Source organism: Vibrio splendidus, from assembly GCF_002873455.1.
Lineage (GTDB): Bacteria > Pseudomonadota > Gammaproteobacteria > Enterobacterales > Vibrionaceae > Vibrio > Vibrio splendidus_J.
Map to the genome: position 1 here is coordinate 321,748 of NZ_MCUN01000001.1, position 16,066 is coordinate 337,813.

A 16,066-nucleotide genomic window follows, 5' to 3' on the forward strand; every position below is an offset into this window, starting at 1 on the left:
ATTTAATCTTGTTTGAGCTTCGCAAAAGGCAAAGCTCACAAATTTGTTTTTCGTCTCTGCTTTCTAGCTTTCTATTTTCTAAGCTCTAAGCTCTAAGCTCTAAGCTCTAAGCTCTGGGTTCCAGGTTTAAGTTCTAGAAGCCGGACTAGTAATTACGAATCGCAGCAAAAGCGCGTTGCAGCTTGTCTGCGTCTTTGTTACCTGGAGCCGATTCAACGCCAGAGTTTAGGTCTAGCCCTAAACAACCCAACTTAGCCGCTTGGTTAGCGTTTTCTGGGTTTAGGCCACCCGCTAACATGACTGCGCTTTGGTTGTTGATTAGGCTCCAATCGAACGCTTGGCCTGTACCACCCGTTTGAGAACCCACTTTAGTATCTAACAGGTGACGAGTCACGTTGCTTTGAAGTAATTCTGGTAGCGCACTTTCAGCGCCGTTTTCAGTACTGCAAGCAACACCGTAAGCTTTCCAAATCTCAACGTTTTCAGGTAGTGATTGTTTTAACTCATCGACAAATGCTTGAGACTCATCGCCGTGCAGTTGCACCGCAAACAGACCTAGTTCAGAAACTGTGTTAGCAACGTCAGTAACGCTATGATTTTGGAACACACCCACGTAGTTCAGAGGTGCGCCGCTCATGGTTAAACGAGCAGCTTCGATATCCACATGACGCTTAGACGCTTCAACGAAAATCAAACCACCGAATACTGCACCCGCTTGATACGCTTTCGCTGCATCGTCAGAGTGAGTTAAACCACACACCTTGTTTTCACCGAGCGTTACTTTGCGCACTGCGAGTTCAAGGTTCTTTTCAGCCATCAGAGAACTGCCGATTAGGAAGCCATCTGCAAATGTTGAAAGGTCACGTACTTGTTGATGTGTGTAGATGCCCGATTCTGAAATCACCACCGCGTTGGGTGCCAACTCACGAACAAGCGGAGCCAGCTCTTTAGTACGGTTCAAGTCAGTCGAAAGGTCACGTAGGTTACGGTTATTAATGCCGATCACTCTAGCGTTTAGAGCGACTGCGCGGTGAAGCTCTTCTTCGTTACTGACTTCAGTTAGTACACCCATGTTGAGTGAGTGAGCAACTTCCGCCAGTGCTTTGTACTCTTCGTCATCCAATACCGATAGCATCAACAAGATAGCATCAGCAGAGTAGTGACGAGCTAAGTAAACCTGGTAGGTATCAACCATGAAGTCTTTACATAGGATAGGCTGCTTAGCAATGCTACGAACCTTAGGTAAAAACTCGAAGTCACCTTGGAAGTATTTCTCGTCTGTCAGCACTGAAATTGCGTTGGCGTGGTTGTTGTACACCGATGCAATGTAGTCCAAATCAAACTCGTCACGGATCAAACCTTTTGACGGAGATGCCTTTTTACACTCAGTGATGAAAACGGTTTGTTCGCCGCTCAGAGCATCATAAAAACTGCGGTCAGTTGCGGTTAACGCCGCTTTAAACTCGTCCAATGGTTGAGTCTGCTTACGCGCTTCAACCCATTGGTATTTATCACGAACGATTTTTGCTAATACTTCCGCCATTTCAGCTTCTTTGACTGAAACGTGGGTCGACAATTTATCGGTAGTCTGTGTCATGTTCTTTGTCTCGTCGTTCGTTAGGCGTGTGCAGCAAGCTTTTGTACAAGCTCGTACGCTTTGCCAGAGTTCATCGCGTCAATCGCTTGCTGTGTGTTGGCTTTTAGATCTTCGTGACCAAATAGACGCATCAGCAGAGCAACGTTGACTGCCACAGCGCCAACTTGAGCATCTGTGCCTTTACCCGTCAGGATATCTGTTGTGATGGCTTTGTTCTCTTCTGGCTCGCCGCCCTTGATTGCTTCAAGAGGGTGAGTGTTCAGGCCAAAGTCTGCCGGTGTCACTGTGTACTCGTGAATCTCGCCATCTTTAATTTCAGCAACGATTGTCTCGCCATGAATAGCCACTTCATCAAGGCCGCTACCGTGTACAACGGCAGCACGCTTCATGCCCATTTGCAGCATGGTTTCCGCGATAGGGCGTACTAGCTCTTTGCTGTAAACACCCATTAGCTCGATGTTAGGGCGAGCAGGGTTAATCAGTGGGCCAAGGATGTTGAAGATAGTACGTGTTTTCATAGTTTGACGAACAGGCATCGCATGACGTACACCGACGTGATATTGCGGAGCAAATAGGAATGCAACGCCAAGCTCGTCGACTGCAGTACGAGTGTCTTCTGCTGTCATTGCTAGGTTAATACCGAACGAATCTAGTAAGTCAGAAGAGCCTGATTTGCTCGATACGCTGCGGTTGCCGTGCTTAGCTATTTTTAAACCACACGCTGCTGCTACAAATGCAGAAGTTGTAGAAATGTTGATGGTGTCATGACCGTCGCCACCTGTACCTACGATGTCTGCAAAATCGTAATCAGGACGTGGGAACGGGTTTGCATTGGCAAGCAGTGCTTTTGCTGCGCCAGCGATCTCATCGGGCGTTTCGCCTTTGATTTTTAGTGCAGTTAGCGCGGAAGCCATCAAAATTGGGTTTAGTTCGCCCTTGATGATCACATCAAACAGTTGTTGGCTTTCTTCTTGAGTAAGAGACTGTTGTTCGTAAAGTTTATTAATCTGTTCCATGATCGTTTCCTAGTTAGTCTTTTTATCAAGAGTAGAGCTTTTCTCTAGATGAAGAGGTTTCTCAAGAGCCCATTCGATAGCGTTCGCTAGAAGCGTTGCACCGTAGGTCGTCATAATCGATTCAGGGTGGAATTGGAATCCACAAACCTTGTCTTGTTCTTGAACTACAGACATTACCAAATCATCGACTTCAGCGGTCACTGTTAGGCTATCGGATACATGCGTTGCCACTAAAGAGTGGTAACGAGCGATAGCCAGCGGCGAAGGTAAGCCTTGGTAAGTCGCATGGTTTTGGTGTTCCATCATCGACACCTTACCATGAATGATTTCGCCAGCGCCTGCAACGGTGCCGCCGTAGGCTTCAACAATCGCTTGGTGGCCTAAGCAAATACCAATCATTGGCACTTTGCCTTTTAGCAGCTGAATTAGCTCAGGCATGCAGCCCGCATCCGCTGGAGCGCCAGGGCCTGGTGAAAGCAGTGCAACAGGGTTGTCTAGTTCGTTGATCGCCGCTTCAACTACTTTTGCAGGAATGTTGTTACGGTAAATTTTTACGCTGTGACCTAATGAACGAAATTGGTCTACAAGGTTGTAAGTGAACGAGTCGAAGTTATCGATGAATACAATATCAGCCATGATTACGACTCCTTCTTGTTAGAGATGCTTTTAGTATGTGCAGCTTGAATCGCTGAGATGACCGCTTGAGCTTTGCCACGAGTTTCATCTGCTTCTGCTTGTGGGTCTGAGTCGAACACCACGCCCGCGCCCGCTTGTACTTGTGCTACGCCATCTTCAACGTAAGCAGAACGAATCACGATACACGTATCTAACGTGCCTTCACCGGTTAGATAACCGACTGCACCACCGTAGCTACCACGACGCGTTTTTTCTACGTCACGAATAAGCTGCATTGCGCGGATTTTTGGTGCGCCCGTTAGCGTGCCCATGTTCATACAAGCTTGGTAAGCGTGCAGAGCATCTAAGTCTTCACGTAGCTGACCAACAACACGAGAAACCAAGTGCATTACATGGCTGTAGCGATCAACTTTCAGCAAGTCTGCTACGTGGCGAGTGCCGGCTTCTGCAATACGTGCCACATCGTTACGAGCTAGGTCGACTAGCATCATGTGCTCAGCGTTTTCTTTCTTGTCGGTACGCAGTTCAAGTTCAATGCGGCTATCTAGGTCGAAATCAATTTGGCCATTCGGGCGCTTACCACGACGACGAGTACCAGCAATTGGGTAAATTTCGATTTGGTTGGTTTCAGTTTCGTACTTCAGCGCGCTTTCTGGAGATGCACCAAACAAAGTAAACAGCTCATCTTGCATGTAGAACATGTAAGGGCTTGGGTTACTTTGCTTGAGTTCTTTGTACGCTGCTAGTGGAGCAGGGCAAGGCAGCGTGAAGCGGCGTGAAGGTACAACTTGGAATACATCGCCTTTAACGACGTACTCTTTTAAGTTACGAACAGTTTGGCAGAAGTCTTCATCTGAAACACTTGGTACAGCTTCAACATTGTCGAGCGGCGTTACTTCTGTGATGGCTTTCAGTGACTGACATTGTGTCTGAATGTCAGCTAGACGCTCAGTTAATTGTGTTCTGATGTTTTCATCTTGAGTGAACAAGCTGGCGTGAAGCAGACCTTCGTTCTCTTGGTGATCGAAACGCAATAGTGTTTCAGCAACGTAGAAAACAAAGTCAGGGCAGTTGTTGGTTGCTTCTGCATCGCCTAGCGGTTCAAAGTTCGCCACGATGTCGTAAGCGAATAGGCCCGCCATGAATAACGCGTGCTTGTTATCAGCGTCTTGCTCAAAGCTGTGTTGAACCAAACGCAGTGCATCGAATGAAGAAGCTTCTCTTAAACGTGAGTCTTCATCTAATTCGTTGCTTGGCTCGACAAAAGTCAGCGTCAAAACGTTATCGGTAAGGTCAGATTCAATTTCTGCTTTAACGTTTTGAGTGAGATGTTCGATAAGCGCTTGACCATTTTCAGTCAATGCTTGGAAGGTTACTTCATGTCCGCGACATACGATGCGAACAGCAGAGTCGATAAGGAGTAGGCTTGTCAGGTTCTGTTTAGATTCAATCTCAGCAGATTCCAACAACAGACTGTCTGTTTTGTTTTCACACAAAGTATGAAAAACGCTGGTTGGATCTTGCGAGTAAGGAACTAAGGAATTGATGACCTCAATGGTTCCCAGCTTTTTGATTTCAATGGCCTTGTTCACAAGACCTCCTTTATGATTCTTTAAATTTCCTGCCGTACATAGTCGCATAAAGATACCTTTCACCCAATCTAGAATATGGTCAATTCGATGATTTGTTAGTCAGTTGAATGTGAGATGTTCGACAAATTAAAAAGCCCGCTATTAAAGCGGGCTTAGTGATAACTTTTTTATAAACAAACTGTTTAACTAGAAGTACACGTTAGCCCACCAAGAATTTGTCCAAGTGCGCCACCAATTAAGCTCTGAACTTGCTTCTACTGAAGAAAGTTCTAAAACTTTATCTTTATGGTTTTGGTTAAATTCTTGTAACATGGTGAACCTATCAAATGTGATACTTCGTATTTGTGTACTAGTTAACTAGTTTTGCGCTTGCAGGTCAAGTGCGTTGACACAAATATAACGATAAAAATTGAAAACAATGAAAAAGAATATATGAGAATTGATCTACATAGTCATACAACAGCCTCAGATGGCCGACTTACTCCACCTGAACTGATTGACCGAGCGCTAGGCTTTAACATCGAAGCGTTAGCGATTACAGATCATGATACGACTGATGGGCTTGCTGAAGCACGCAGCTATATTGCTGATAACAACCTTCCTATCCAGTTGATTAACGGCATCGAGATCTCAACCGTTTGGCAAAACAAAGATATCCATATTGTTGGGTTAAACGTCGATCCTGAATCACCAGAATTGAAAGCGTTAATAGAACAACAAAAGCTTCATCGTATTGGGCGTGCAGAGATGATTGCTCAACGACTCGAGAAAGCGACTCGTGAAGGGTTGCTAGAAGAAGTTAAGTTGATAGCTGGTGATGCGCCTATCACTCGTGCTCACTTTGCTAAGTGGTTAGTCGATAACGGCTACGCAAAAACCATGCAGCAGGTGTTTAAAAAGTTTCTGACTCGCAATAACCCAGGTTATGTGCCGCCAACGTGGTGTTCAATGAGTGATGCTGTAACTGCAATTCATGCTGCTGGTGGTCAAGCCGTATTAGCTCACCCCGGCCGATATGGCTTAACAGCTAAGTGGGTTAAGCGTCTGTTAGCTGCATTTGTTGAAGCAAAAGGTGACGCTATGGAAGTCGCTCAGCCTCAGCAAGCGCAACAAGAAAGACGCACACTTGCGGATTATGCTATACAATACAAACTATTAGCCTCCCAAGGCAGTGACTTCCATTATCCATCCCCATGGATGGAGCTTGGACGTAATCTCTGGCTACCTTCTGGGGTCGAAGAAGTATGGAAAGATTGGGAGTTTCAAACGGTTTCACCAATTGATACCGATGACAGTATTTAGGTGAACCAGCTCCTTCTGATGATAGAGTCGAGAGATTCGATAACGAGGATCAACAATGAGCCAGTTTTTTTATGTACACCCAGATAACCCACAAGCGCGCTTAATTACTCAAGCTGTTGCGATTATTCGTAGTGGTGGTGTGGTGGTTTATCCAACAGATTCCGGTTATGCGCTGGGCTGTCAGCTTGAAAATAAACAAGCACTTGAACGCATCTGTAAAATTCGTCGAATCGATGATAAGCACAATTTCACGTTGTTATGCCGTGATCTTTCTGAGTTGTCACTGTATGCACGAGTTGATAACGTTGCTTTCCGTTTACTTAAGGCGCACACGCCCGGTGCTTACACGTTTATCTTCAAAGCAACCAAAGAAGTGCCGAAGCGTTTGATGAACGCGAAACGTAAAACGATTGGTATTCGTGTCCCAGACAACAAGATTGCACTTGACCTGTTGGAAGCAATGGGTGAGCCATTGATGTCGACGTCTCTAATTCTTCCGGGTAACGAGACAACTGAATCGGATCCAGAAGAAATTCGCGACAGCCTAGAGCATGCGGTTGATGTCATTTTGAATGGCGGCTACTTAGGTGAGCAACCGACTACGGTTATTGACTTCAGTGACGATGACGCCGTTGTTTTACGTCGTGGTGCCGGTGATCCAGCGCCGTTTGAATAATAGCGTTACTGATTAACAGTCTGTAACGAAACAGCAAACCTGCCAGAGTAAATAACAAGTGCTTTTTGGCAGGTTATTTGCGATAATACGCGACCGCGATTTGGTCGCGAAAAATTCATTCGACGTCTGTGAAGACGACAATTAGGTAGAAAAGAGTAAATGAGCGAAAAATTACAGAAGGTTTTAGCGCGAGCTGGTCATGGTTCTCGTCGTGAACTAGAAGGTTTAATCAAATCTGGTCGTGTAAGTGTTAACGGTCAAGTTGCGAAATTGGGTGAGCGTCTTGAAGACGAGAACTCAGTGATCCGTATTGATGGCCACACTATTACAGGCAAAGCCTCTGAAGAAGTGGTTTGTCGTGTACTTGCTTACTACAAGCCGGAAGGTGAGCTTTGTACTCGTCACGATCCTGAAGGTCGCCGTACTGTTTTCGATCGTCTACCTAAGATCCGTGGTTCTCGTTGGATTTCAGTTGGTCGTCTTGATGCAAACACATCAGGCCTACTGTTGTTCACAACCGATGGTGAACTAGCAAACCGCCTAATGCACCCAAGCCGTCAAGTTGAACGTGAGTACCTAGTACGTGTATTTGGCGAAGTAACAGAGCAAAAAGTTAAGAACGTGACTCGTGGCGTTCAACTTGAAGATGGTATGGCTCGTTTCGAAGACGTGGTTTACGCTGGCGGTGAAGGTATGAACCATACTTTCTACGTAGCGATTAACGAAGGTCGTAACCGTGAGGTTCGTCGTCTTTGGGAATCACAAGAAACAACAGTAAGCCGTCTGAAACGTGTACGTTACGGTGATATCTACCTTGATAAGAAACTACCTCGTGGCGGTTGGAAAGAGCTAGATCTTCAAGAAGTAAACTACTTGCGTGAGCTTGTTGAGCTTCAACCAGAAAAAGAGACATTGTTGGATCTTGATCCTGCAAACACTTCTCGTAAGCGTGAGCGTTCTCGTAGCCAGAAAATTCGTCGTGCTGTTAAGCGTCACGAAGAGCGTGCAAATGCTCCCAAAGGCCGTAGTAACCAGACTAAGCGTAAGAAGCCTGCAACTCGCGGTACTACAACACCTGATTCAGGCCGTAGTGCTCCAGCGAGCAATGGCAAACCTCAGGCTACTAAAAAGCCTAAACTGAACAACGGACGCCCGGCTAAACCGGCTAAGCCAAGATCACGTAAGTAATTACACCAGTAGTTGCTACAGTTCTTAAGCTTAAAGCTTAATCCAACGTTTTGAATACAAAAAAACCTGCTAACTTAGCAGGTTTTTTTATGTCTTGAATATGGCGCAGTTCAAATCATGTGGAAGTGCTTGATCAGATAGAGGTGCTTAACCAACTAGCAGTGCTTAACTAGTTAGGGTAACTAGCTATTTACTTACTACGATTGGTATTAGGTCACTTTTAAATGATTAGAAAAGTTGTCACCTTTTGCCATGCGGTCGTACAAAATGACATTTACCGCGGCAGCAAGGTTCATGCAGCCATTGGTCGGAACGTAGATGGTTTCACGACAAAAATCCGTGATCTCTTTTTTCAGAGTCCCATCTTCAGGGCCGAAGATATAAAAAGCACGAGGTGGGTGCTTGTAATCAGGCAGAGGCTTAGCGCCCTCTATTAAATCAACCGCGATTGGTACACAGCCAACTGGAATAATGTCTTTCAGGTCTTCAACACCAATTAATGGCAACTCAAGGTGCTTTTCTTTGGTGTCGGTATGAAACTGTCGAGCGTGGTCATAACGGGTGCCAGTATAAAATACAGAGTTTGCTCCGTAGCAACCAGCCGCTCGCATTACTGAGCCAACATTTTCAGGTGTTTTGGGGTTTACTAATCCAACACAGGCATAGCCTTTGGATAGGGTATCTGTCTTTGCTTTGGTCATAATTTTGTAGAGTTGCAGTTTGGTAAAGTGATGAGGCTATGAAGTCGTAAGAAAATCAGCTCAGTACTCTGAGCTGATTTAAGAAGAGCCTAGTCGCGTTTCCACAAGATGTGACAGAACTTGTGTTCAGGGTCACGGCTGATCAGCAGACGAGCGAATACGTCATCTAAGACATCATCAGCTTCATTTACAAGACCAATGCGAACTTCAGCGTAGATTTCTTTGTCGACTTCAAAGCCAACATGTTCAACCCAATCGTCACCAGTTTCAACAAGCTCTGCAGCGCCACGATCTTCAAACTGAGCCGTGAATAGGATCACGTCTGCTGGTTCAAGGTTATCAGGGGCCATCTCTAGAAAGATGTCGTATGCAGTGTCAATTGCATCGTCGTAAGACATTAGGTCGTTAGCTTCGGTCATAATAATTATCTTAGCTTGCGCGGTTCATGTATTTACGTTCAGCTGTGTTCACAACAACTTTGTCGCCAGTTGCAATGTACTCAGGAACTTGAACAGTAAGGCCTGTAGACAGACGAGCTGGCTTAGTACGAGCTGAAGCAGATGCGCCTTTGATTGAAGGGTCTGTTTCTTCGATAATTAACTCAACTGAAGAAGGAAGTTCAAGAGTTGCAGCTGTACCATCGATAAGAATTGCGTACACACCTTGAGTTTCTTCGTTGATGAACAGCAGTTCGTCTTCGATCATTTCACCGTTGAAGATGAACTGTGTGTAATCTTCGTTATCCATGAAGATGTACTCATTGCCGTCAACGTAAGAGAACATCACCGCACGCTTAGTTACGTCGATAGTTTCAACGATTTCGTCAGCCTTGTGGCGAACTTCTGTTTTAACGCCAGTTGCTACATCGTGACCACGGAAGCGGTAAATCTTTTGACCGCCACGGCCACCTGGTGTTGTCACTTCGATATCTTTAACGAGTACTGTTTTGCCATCAACGTTGATCGCAAAACCTTTTTTAATCTCACTTGCTCTAGGCATTTTGTGTTTGTCCTTATTGGGTCTATCCGGTGATTATATCTCGTAGACGCTATAAATAGGAATAGCTTGAATCATAAAGTCACCTAAGCGATCATAGAGAGACAGTTAAATCATTATTTTATTTACCGAAACGACCTATGCAGCTACCTGTTATTGACCCAACCCAGCCATTTCAACCTGAATTTCAACCTGTGGTTAACGATCTGATTACCTTTCTAAAAGGTGGGTTAGGTTCTAATCTGCACAGTGTCTATGTTTATGGCAGTGTGGCACGCAAACAAGCTGTTGTTGGTCGCTCGAATCTAGATGTGGTTGTGGTTACCCATCGTCCTTTCCCGGATCAACGAACTACGCTGCTAAATACCATCAAATGGCGCTTCCAAAAGAGCTTCCTTCAGGTCTCGCAAGTGGCGATCAAAACTACTTTGGTGAGCGAGATAGTTGATTTCGACAACATCTTTACGTGGGGCTTTATGCTCAAGCATTTAGCCGTGTGTGTGTATGGCGAAGATTTATCAGACTGCTATGGTGATTTCGAAACGAGTTGGGAAATTGCCAAGCATTGGAATATGGACGCTGAAAATTGGTTGGCGGTTTATCGCAACAAAGTTGCCCGAGCAACAACGCCAGAACAACAAGTAGCCGCGCAGGTAATTATTGCCAAGAAGCTACTGCGAGCGAGTTATTCTTTGGTGATGTATCGTGACAAATATTGGTTCGATGACCCAATAGAGTGTGGTCAACAGTTCTTGAAGTATCACCCAGATAAAGGCGTCGAAATCCAAAGGTTAGGCATTTTACTTACTGGTAGACCGATTCCTAAACGTTCGGTGATAGGAATTCTTGATGGTTTTGGCGAATGGCTGGTTAAGCAGTACCAGAAAACAGAGTTTCGTATCGGATAGAGATTCGTAACCTCCCAATGAATACTAAAAAGCAGAGCAGGCTGAGTAACACAGCACTTCTCTGCTTTTTTCGTTTTAATGTCTGGCTCGAGTTTTAATTGGTATTTAGAGTCTAATGTCGCCTAGAAAAGAGAACTAAATCTAGAACAGACCTAGCTGTTGCCCACTAACTCTTTCAAAATCTAAACCAATGAAGGGCAAAATAGCCTCTGCGACAGGTTTGATTTGCTTGTCGATGTAATGCTGATAATCGATACCACTCTTCAAATATTCTTTGGGCTCGGGACCACTCAGCGTAATCAAATATTCAATGCGTCCTTTGTTTTGGTATTGAAGCGGGCGACCAAGCTGGGTATTGATCTCATCGGCCAATCTTGCTGCGCGAACTTGTGGCGGAATGTTTTTTTGATATTCGTGTAGCTTACGGCGCAAGCGTTTTTGATAAACCAGTAGATCGTCGTGTTTGCCTGCGGATGTTTCATCGACAAACTGTCTAACATAGTCGCTTGGATCTTGGTCGTGAAACACCATCTCATATAAGGTTTGTTGGAACTGCTGTGCGAGGGGCGTCCAATCGGTTCGGGCACTCTCAAGGCCTTTGAAAATGATCTTCTCTTGGTCACCTTGATTGATTAAACCTGCATAACGTTTCTTTGAGCCTGTCTCAGAGCCTCGAATGGTCGGCATTAGAAACTTGCGGTAATGGGTCTCGTATTCCAATTCAAGTATCGAGGTGAGGTTGTAGACCTCTTTCAGGTGATTCGTCCACCAGTCGTTGATGTAAGCAACAAGGGAGTGACCAATCTCGTCTGCTTGTTCTTGCTCAAAACTGCCATTAAGAGACACGAAAGTTGAATCGGTATCCCCGTAGATCACTTGATAACCTTTGTCTTCGATCAGAACCTTAGTTTGCTTCATGATCTCATGTCCGCGCATGGTGATCGATGACGCCAACCGAGTATCAAAGAAACGGCAACCAGAAGAGCCCAGTACGCCATAGAAAGAGTTCATGATGATCTTAATCGCTTGAGAAAAAGCTTTCTCATTGTTTTTCTTTGCAACATCACGCGCAGCCCAGAGGTTTTCGATCATCTCTGGTAAAAAGTGCTTAGAGCGGTGGAATTGCCCCCCACGAAACCCCGCTACTGCTTGGTCTTCTTCAGATCCTAACTCTAACTTTAATCCTTCAATTAGCCCCATCGGATCAATCAAGAATGAACGAATGATCGATGGATACAGACTTTTAAAGTCGAGCACCAACACAGAGTCATAAAGGTTGGGGATTGAATCCATCACATAGCCTCCGGGGCTAGCGATCCAATTTTCAGGCTCTAAGTTAGGTGCGACGTAACCCGCTCGGTGTATCTGAGGCATGTATAAATTGGTAAAGGCGGCAACAGAGCCACCAACACGATCGAGTTCAACACCAGTTAATCGAGAACGTTCAATCGCAAAATCGAGTAGGTGAGTGTGTTCAAATATACGGTTTACTAGCACGCAGTCTTGAAGGTTGTATTTGGCAAGTGAAGGCTTATCGAACTTAAACATTCGATTGATTTCATCCATGCGGTCGTGAACGTTATGGATGTCTTTGCCTTCGCCTAATAACTCTTGTGACACTGATTCAAGAGACCACGAGCGGAATTGGTAGGTCGCCGTCTTGAGCATATCGATGCCATCTAAAACCACACGTCCTGGAATGGTAATGAAGCCTTGTTGATTTTGTGCGGAGCTGCGAAAGAAGCTTGGTTGATTGTCGCGACCAATACTGAGTTTTACTTCGTTCCATTCTGAACGTTTGTGCAGCAGCCTAAAATCGAAGTCGATGACGTTCCAACCAATGATGATGTCAGGGTCAAATTCAGAAAACCATCTAATCATCGCCTCTAATAGAGCTTTCTCATTAGAGACCCATTGGACGTTTGTGTCAGCTTCTTGTGGTTCGCCGACCATGATGACTCGGCTGTCCATTGGGCTGTCTAAGCCAATGGAATAAAGCACGCCTTTTTCTGAACATTCAATATCAAGTGAAACCACAGTTAAGCTGGGTAAGTAATCGCCCGCTCTGCATTTTGCATTGGAGACTCTAAGATGCTGACTTCTTTGGACGGCAGTCCCAGTGAACTCAATGCTGCCTTTGATAAAGCGTTCCATCAGATATCGATCGGCGAGTCGAATATCGCTTTCAAAGGTCTGAATTTCTTCGCTGTGAAAAGCTTGTGCTAAACCAAAGCTACTTCTCGATAATGAGGTGTAACATGCGGCGAGAGGAGTTTGCTCGAATGTGGCTAGCTGCAGTGGCTTGAATTGGCAATCGATCGACTCTTTCGCTGCGATTACCTGACATTCTTCAACATCAGATTGAGCGACGAAAAAGACAGGTTTTTCATTTTGAATCGTCAGCAGAGTTGGGCCTTGAGGGGTGCTGAGCCACAAGTCAATTTGGGTACGCCCTGAAAAGTCTCTCGCTTGTCTTGTGAGTACAAAGCCTTGCTGAATATCCAATGTAGTAACCTATTGAAATGGGGAATCGAATACTACCATCTAGCGGCTCTCTGCGCACAACAGGTAGCCAAAATACTAACTAAATTCTAGTTAATAGAGGCAAATAACGGGATTCAATAAGCAAATAAGTGAAATTGTTACGAATGGTTATTCAATGGTATTGAAAATATCTTTATCTTGTGTAATTTTATTGGGTGTTGTTTTAACTGATTGATTTTTAGAAAAAGCTTGTTGTTTTAGTCAGCTTATTTGTTAATAAGTACTTGCTAAAGTTCGTGTTTCAGCACATATTCAACAGAGCTTTTTTTTAGTAATTAAGTTAAGATGTACTCAATGCTGCGATCCACTGTTTTTTTGTTCAATTGTTTCAAACAGATGAAACGACACAGTGGTTGCAGAGCCAATTAATAGTGTGGAGATACAAGTTTGATAAATGTTTTCCTTGTAGATGATCACGAGCTGGTTCGCACAGGGATACGACGTATTATTGAAGACGTCCGTGGAATGAACGTAGCAGGGGAAGCTGAAAGCGGTGAAGATGCTGCAAAATGGTGTCGTACTAATAATACTGACGTTATTTTGATGGATATGAATATGCCTGGTATTGGTGGCTTAGAAGCAACCAAGAAAATCTTGCGTTTCAACCCTGATGTTAAAATCATCGTTTTAACTGTTCATACGGAAAATCCGTTTCCAACTAAAGTGATGCAAGCTGGAGCTGCTGGTTACCTTACTAAAGGGGCAGGTCCAGATGAAATGGTAAATGCAATTCGAGTGGTTAATAGTGGCCAACGATACATTTCACCAGAAATTGCGCAGCAGATGGCTTTGAGCCAATTCTCGCCTGCGTCTGAAAATCCATTCGCAGACTTATCTGAGCGTGAACTTCAAATCATGATGATGATTACCAAAGGTCAGAAAGTGACGGATATTTCAGAACAACTCAATCTAAGCCCTAAAACAGTCAACAGTTACCGCTACCGTTTGTTCAGCAAATTGGATATCAATGGCGATGTAGAGCTGACGCATTTAGCGATTAGACATGGGATGTTAGACACTGAGACCCTTTAACACTGAGATCGTATAGTGACCAACTTGTTTGACTCAGTGTCATTTCTCAAAACAGTAACAGAGCAGCCTGGCGTTTATCGAATGTATAACGCCGAGGCTGTTGTTATTTACGTCGGTAAAGCTAAGAACCTCAGAAAACGCCTTTCTAGTTATTTCCGCAAAAAAGTCGACAGTGAAAAAACACGCGCTTTGGTCAGTAATATTGCCAAAATTGACGTCACTGTAACGCACACGGAAACAGAAGCTCTTATCCTTGAGCACAACTATATCAAGCAGTATTTGCCTAAGTACAACGTACTTCTGCGTGATGATAAGTCGTATCCCTATATTTTTATTAGCGGTCACAAACATCCTCGTTTGTCGATGCATCGTGGGGCTAAGAAGAAAAAGGGAGAATACTTCGGTCCTTATCCTGATTCCGGCGCTGTGCGTGAGACGTTGCACCTAATACAGAAAATCTTTCCTGCTCGTCAGTGTGAAGATACGGTTTATGCCAACAGAACGCGCCCGTGTTTGATGTATCAGATTGGTCGTTGCGCTGCGCCATGTGTTAGCTCAATCATCTCTGACGAAGAATACAGAGAGCTTATCGACTACGTTCGTTTGTTCCTGCAAGGGAAAGATAAGCTAGTTCTTGAGACACTCATCGACAAAATGGACAAGGCAAGCCAAGAGCTTCGCTTTGAGCAAGCTGCTGCTTTCCGTGACCAGATCCAAGCGATTCGACGCGTGCAAGAGCAACAGTACGTATCTGACGACTCAATGGAAGATATGGACGTTTTGGGTTTTGCTCAAGAAAATGGCGTCGCTTGTATTCACATCTTGATGATTCGACAAGGAAAGGTTTTAGGCAGTAGAAGCCATTTTCCGAAAATTCCAAACAATACGGTACGAGAAGAAGTTTTTTCGAGCTTTTTAAGCCAATATTATCTAGCGCATAATGAAGCAAGAACTATCCCAACTCGTCTGATTCTTAATGCTGATTTGATCGAAGATGTCACACCGATTCAAGAAGCACTGTGTGAAGTCGCTGGTCGAAAGATTCACTTCAATACCAATCCTTCTGGAACTCGAGGTCGCTACCTTAAACTGTCAAATACCAATGCATTAACCGCAATTACCACCAAGATTAACCACAAGATGACGATTAATCAGCGCTTTAAAGAGCTTCAAGAAGTGCTGTCGATGGATGCCATCAAGCGCATGGAATGCTTCGATATTAGTCATACCATGGGTGAAAGTACGATTGCATCTTGTGTGGTATTCAATCATGAAGGGCCAGTTAAACCGGAGTACCGTCGTTACAACATTACAGGTATTACTGGTGGTGATGACTACGCTGCAATGGCTCAGGCGCTTGAAAAGCGTTATTCAAAACAACTCGATGTGGACAAAATTCCTGACATCATTTTTATCGACGGCGGTAAAGGTCAGTTGAATCGTGCCCATGAGATTGTTTCCAAATATTGGGGTGATTGGCCGTTTAGACCAAGAATGATGGGTATTGCGAAAGGGGTAACACGTAAACCCGGTTTGGAAACCTTGGTGACCCTTGAAGGTGAAGAGTTTAATTTACCAAGTGATGCGCCAGCACTGCACCTTATTCAACATATTCGTGATGAAAGCCATAATCATGCGATTGCGGGGCATAGAGCGAAGCGTGGTAAAACGCGGAGAACCAGTGCACTGGAAGGAATTGAAGGAGTAGGGCCTAAGCGTCGTCAAGCTTTACTAAAATATATGGGTGGCTTACAAGAACTTAAGCGTGCAACTGTCGAAGAAATAGCCAAAGTGCCGGGCATTAGTCATTCTTTGGCAGAAAACATTTATCAAGCATTGAAACAATAGTAAAAATCCCGCACCATTAAAGCGCAATTA

At 44.6% G+C, this 16,066-nt stretch carries 15 protein-coding genes and 1 other annotated feature; of the genes, 6 read left to right on the forward strand and 9 right to left on the reverse strand.

Annotation, left to right across the window (positions count from 1 at the left end):
* Positions 1-145: 145 nt before the first annotated feature.
* The 5 genes from trpCF to BCU75_RS01385 all read right to left on the reverse strand — a co-directional run bounded on the left by trpCF (position 146) and on the right by BCU75_RS01385 (position 5,153).
* Positions 146-1,597, reverse strand: coding sequence for a bifunctional indole-3-glycerol-phosphate synthase TrpC/phosphoribosylanthranilate isomerase TrpF (gene trpCF, locus BCU75_RS01365; protein ID WP_102472731.1), 1,452 nt, complete (start codon positions 1,595-1,597; stop codon positions 146-148).
* 20 nt (positions 1,598-1,617) lie between these two features.
* On the reverse strand, positions 1,618-2,613 hold the full coding sequence (gene trpD / locus BCU75_RS01370) for an anthranilate phosphoribosyltransferase (RefSeq protein ID WP_102472732.1): 996 nt from the start codon (positions 2,611-2,613) through the stop codon (positions 1,618-1,620).
* Positions 2,614-2,622: 9 nt separating this feature from the next.
* A complete protein-coding gene (locus BCU75_RS01375; RefSeq protein ID WP_004729794.1) occupies positions 2,623-3,249 on the reverse strand; it encodes an aminodeoxychorismate/anthranilate synthase component II in 627 nt (208 codons plus the stop codon).
* Positions 3,250-3,251: 2 nt separating this feature from the next.
* On the reverse strand, positions 3,252-4,841 hold the full coding sequence (locus BCU75_RS01380; RefSeq protein ID WP_102472733.1) for an anthranilate synthase component 1: 1,590 nt from the start codon (positions 4,839-4,841) through the stop codon (positions 3,252-3,254).
* Positions 4,842-4,966: 125 nt separating this feature from the next.
* Positions 4,967-5,081: a sequence feature (Trp leader region), on the reverse strand.
* On the reverse strand, positions 5,028-5,153 hold the full coding sequence (locus BCU75_RS01385; RefSeq protein ID WP_017094477.1) for a trp operon leader peptide: 126 nt from the start codon (positions 5,151-5,153) through the stop codon (positions 5,028-5,030). (Overlaps the previous feature by 54 nt.)
* A gap of 120 nt (positions 5,154-5,273) precedes the next feature.
* On the opposite strand from BCU75_RS01385, the gene rnm reads away from it, so the two are divergent.
* The 3 genes from rnm (at position 5,274) to rluB (ending at position 8,007) form a co-directional block, all read left to right on the forward strand.
* Positions 5,274-6,143, forward strand: a complete 870-nt coding sequence (gene rnm / locus BCU75_RS01390) for an RNase RNM (RefSeq protein WP_102472734.1) — start codon at positions 5,274-5,276, stop codon at positions 6,141-6,143.
* A gap of 55 nt (positions 6,144-6,198) precedes the next feature.
* Complete coding sequence (locus tag BCU75_RS01395) at positions 6,199-6,819, forward strand: L-threonylcarbamoyladenylate synthase (RefSeq protein WP_017076369.1); 621 nt, start codon at positions 6,199-6,201, stop codon at positions 6,817-6,819.
* Positions 6,820-6,978: 159 nt separating this feature from the next.
* On the forward strand, positions 6,979-8,007 hold the full coding sequence (gene rluB / locus BCU75_RS01400; protein WP_102472735.1) for a 23S rRNA pseudouridine(2605) synthase RluB: 1,029 nt from the start codon (positions 6,979-6,981) through the stop codon (positions 8,005-8,007).
* 209 nt (positions 8,008-8,216) lie between these two features.
* Here the strand turns inward: rluB and BCU75_RS01405 are convergent, their stop codons facing one another.
* The 3 genes from BCU75_RS01405 to efpL all read right to left on the reverse strand — a co-directional run bounded on the left by BCU75_RS01405 (position 8,217) and on the right by efpL (position 9,707).
* Positions 8,217-8,708 (reverse strand): RNA methyltransferase, encoded by a 492-nt coding sequence (locus BCU75_RS01405; RefSeq protein ID WP_004729783.1) that lies wholly within the window; start codon positions 8,706-8,708, stop codon positions 8,217-8,219.
* Between the two features lie 89 nt (positions 8,709-8,797).
* Positions 8,798-9,127 (reverse strand): HI1450 family dsDNA-mimic protein, encoded by a 330-nt coding sequence (locus tag BCU75_RS01410; RefSeq protein WP_004729782.1) that lies wholly within the window; start codon positions 9,125-9,127, stop codon positions 8,798-8,800.
* Positions 9,128-9,137: 10 nt separating this feature from the next.
* A complete protein-coding gene (gene efpL / locus BCU75_RS01415) occupies positions 9,138-9,707 on the reverse strand; it encodes an elongation factor P-like protein EfpL (RefSeq protein WP_102466676.1) in 570 nt (189 codons plus the stop codon).
* A 137-nt stretch (positions 9,708-9,844) separates the two neighbouring features.
* On the opposite strand from efpL, the gene BCU75_RS01420 reads away from it, so the two are divergent.
* Positions 9,845-10,612, forward strand: coding sequence for a nucleotidyltransferase (locus BCU75_RS01420; protein WP_102472736.1), 768 nt, complete (start codon positions 9,845-9,847; stop codon positions 10,610-10,612).
* 141 nt (positions 10,613-10,753) lie between these two features.
* Here the strand turns inward: BCU75_RS01420 and BCU75_RS01425 are convergent, their stop codons facing one another.
* Positions 10,754-13,117 carry a DNA polymerase II gene (locus BCU75_RS01425; protein WP_102472737.1) on the reverse strand — a complete coding sequence of 788 codons (2,364 nt, stop codon included), beginning with the start codon at positions 13,115-13,117 and terminating at the stop codon, positions 10,754-10,756.
* A gap of 426 nt (positions 13,118-13,543) precedes the next feature.
* On the opposite strand from BCU75_RS01425, the gene uvrY reads away from it, so the two are divergent.
* Together uvrY and uvrC are read left to right on the forward strand one after the other, a co-directional pair.
* Positions 13,544-14,188 (forward strand): UvrY/SirA/GacA family response regulator transcription factor, encoded by a 645-nt coding sequence (gene uvrY, locus BCU75_RS01430; RefSeq protein WP_102472738.1) that lies wholly within the window; start codon positions 13,544-13,546, stop codon positions 14,186-14,188.
* 15 nt (positions 14,189-14,203) lie between these two features.
* Positions 14,204-16,036 (forward strand): excinuclease ABC subunit UvrC, encoded by a 1,833-nt coding sequence (gene uvrC / locus BCU75_RS01435; RefSeq protein ID WP_102472739.1) that lies wholly within the window; start codon positions 14,204-14,206, stop codon positions 16,034-16,036.
* Positions 16,037-16,066 lie beyond the last annotated feature (30 nt).

Bases quoted from the DNA above. Each gene is read 5' to 3' on its own strand.
- BCU75_RS01410 (WP_004729782.1), bottom strand. From the start codon at position 9,127: ATGACCGAAGCTAACGACCTAATGTCTTACGACGATGCAATTGACACT.
- rnm (WP_102472734.1), top strand. From the start codon at position 5,274: ATGAGAATTGATCTACATAGTCATACAACAGCCTCAGATGGCCGACTT.
- BCU75_RS01375 (WP_004729794.1), bottom strand. From the start codon at position 3,249: ATGGCTGATATTGTATTCATCGATAACTTCGACTCGTTCACTTACAAC.
- BCU75_RS01395 (WP_017076369.1), top strand. From the start codon at position 6,199: ATGAGCCAGTTTTTTTATGTACACCCAGATAACCCACAAGCGCGCTTA.
- efpL (WP_102466676.1), bottom strand. From the start codon at position 9,707: ATGCCTAGAGCAAGTGAGATTAAAAAAGGTTTTGCGATCAACGTTGAT.
- rluB (WP_102472735.1), top strand. From the start codon at position 6,979: ATGAGCGAAAAATTACAGAAGGTTTTAGCGCGAGCTGGTCATGGTTCT.
- BCU75_RS01405 (WP_004729783.1), bottom strand. From the start codon at position 8,708: ATGACCAAAGCAAAGACAGATACCCTATCCAAAGGCTATGCCTGTGTT.
- BCU75_RS01420 (WP_102472736.1), top strand. From the start codon at position 9,845: ATGCAGCTACCTGTTATTGACCCAACCCAGCCATTTCAACCTGAATTT.
- trpCF (WP_102472731.1), bottom strand. From the start codon at position 1,597: ATGACACAGACTACCGATAAATTGTCGACCCACGTTTCAGTCAAAGAA.
- trpD (WP_102472732.1), bottom strand. From the start codon at position 2,613: ATGGAACAGATTAATAAACTTTACGAACAACAGTCTCTTACTCAAGAA.
- BCU75_RS01385 (WP_017094477.1), bottom strand. From the start codon at position 5,153: ATGTTACAAGAATTTAACCAAAACCATAAAGATAAAGTTTTAGAACTT.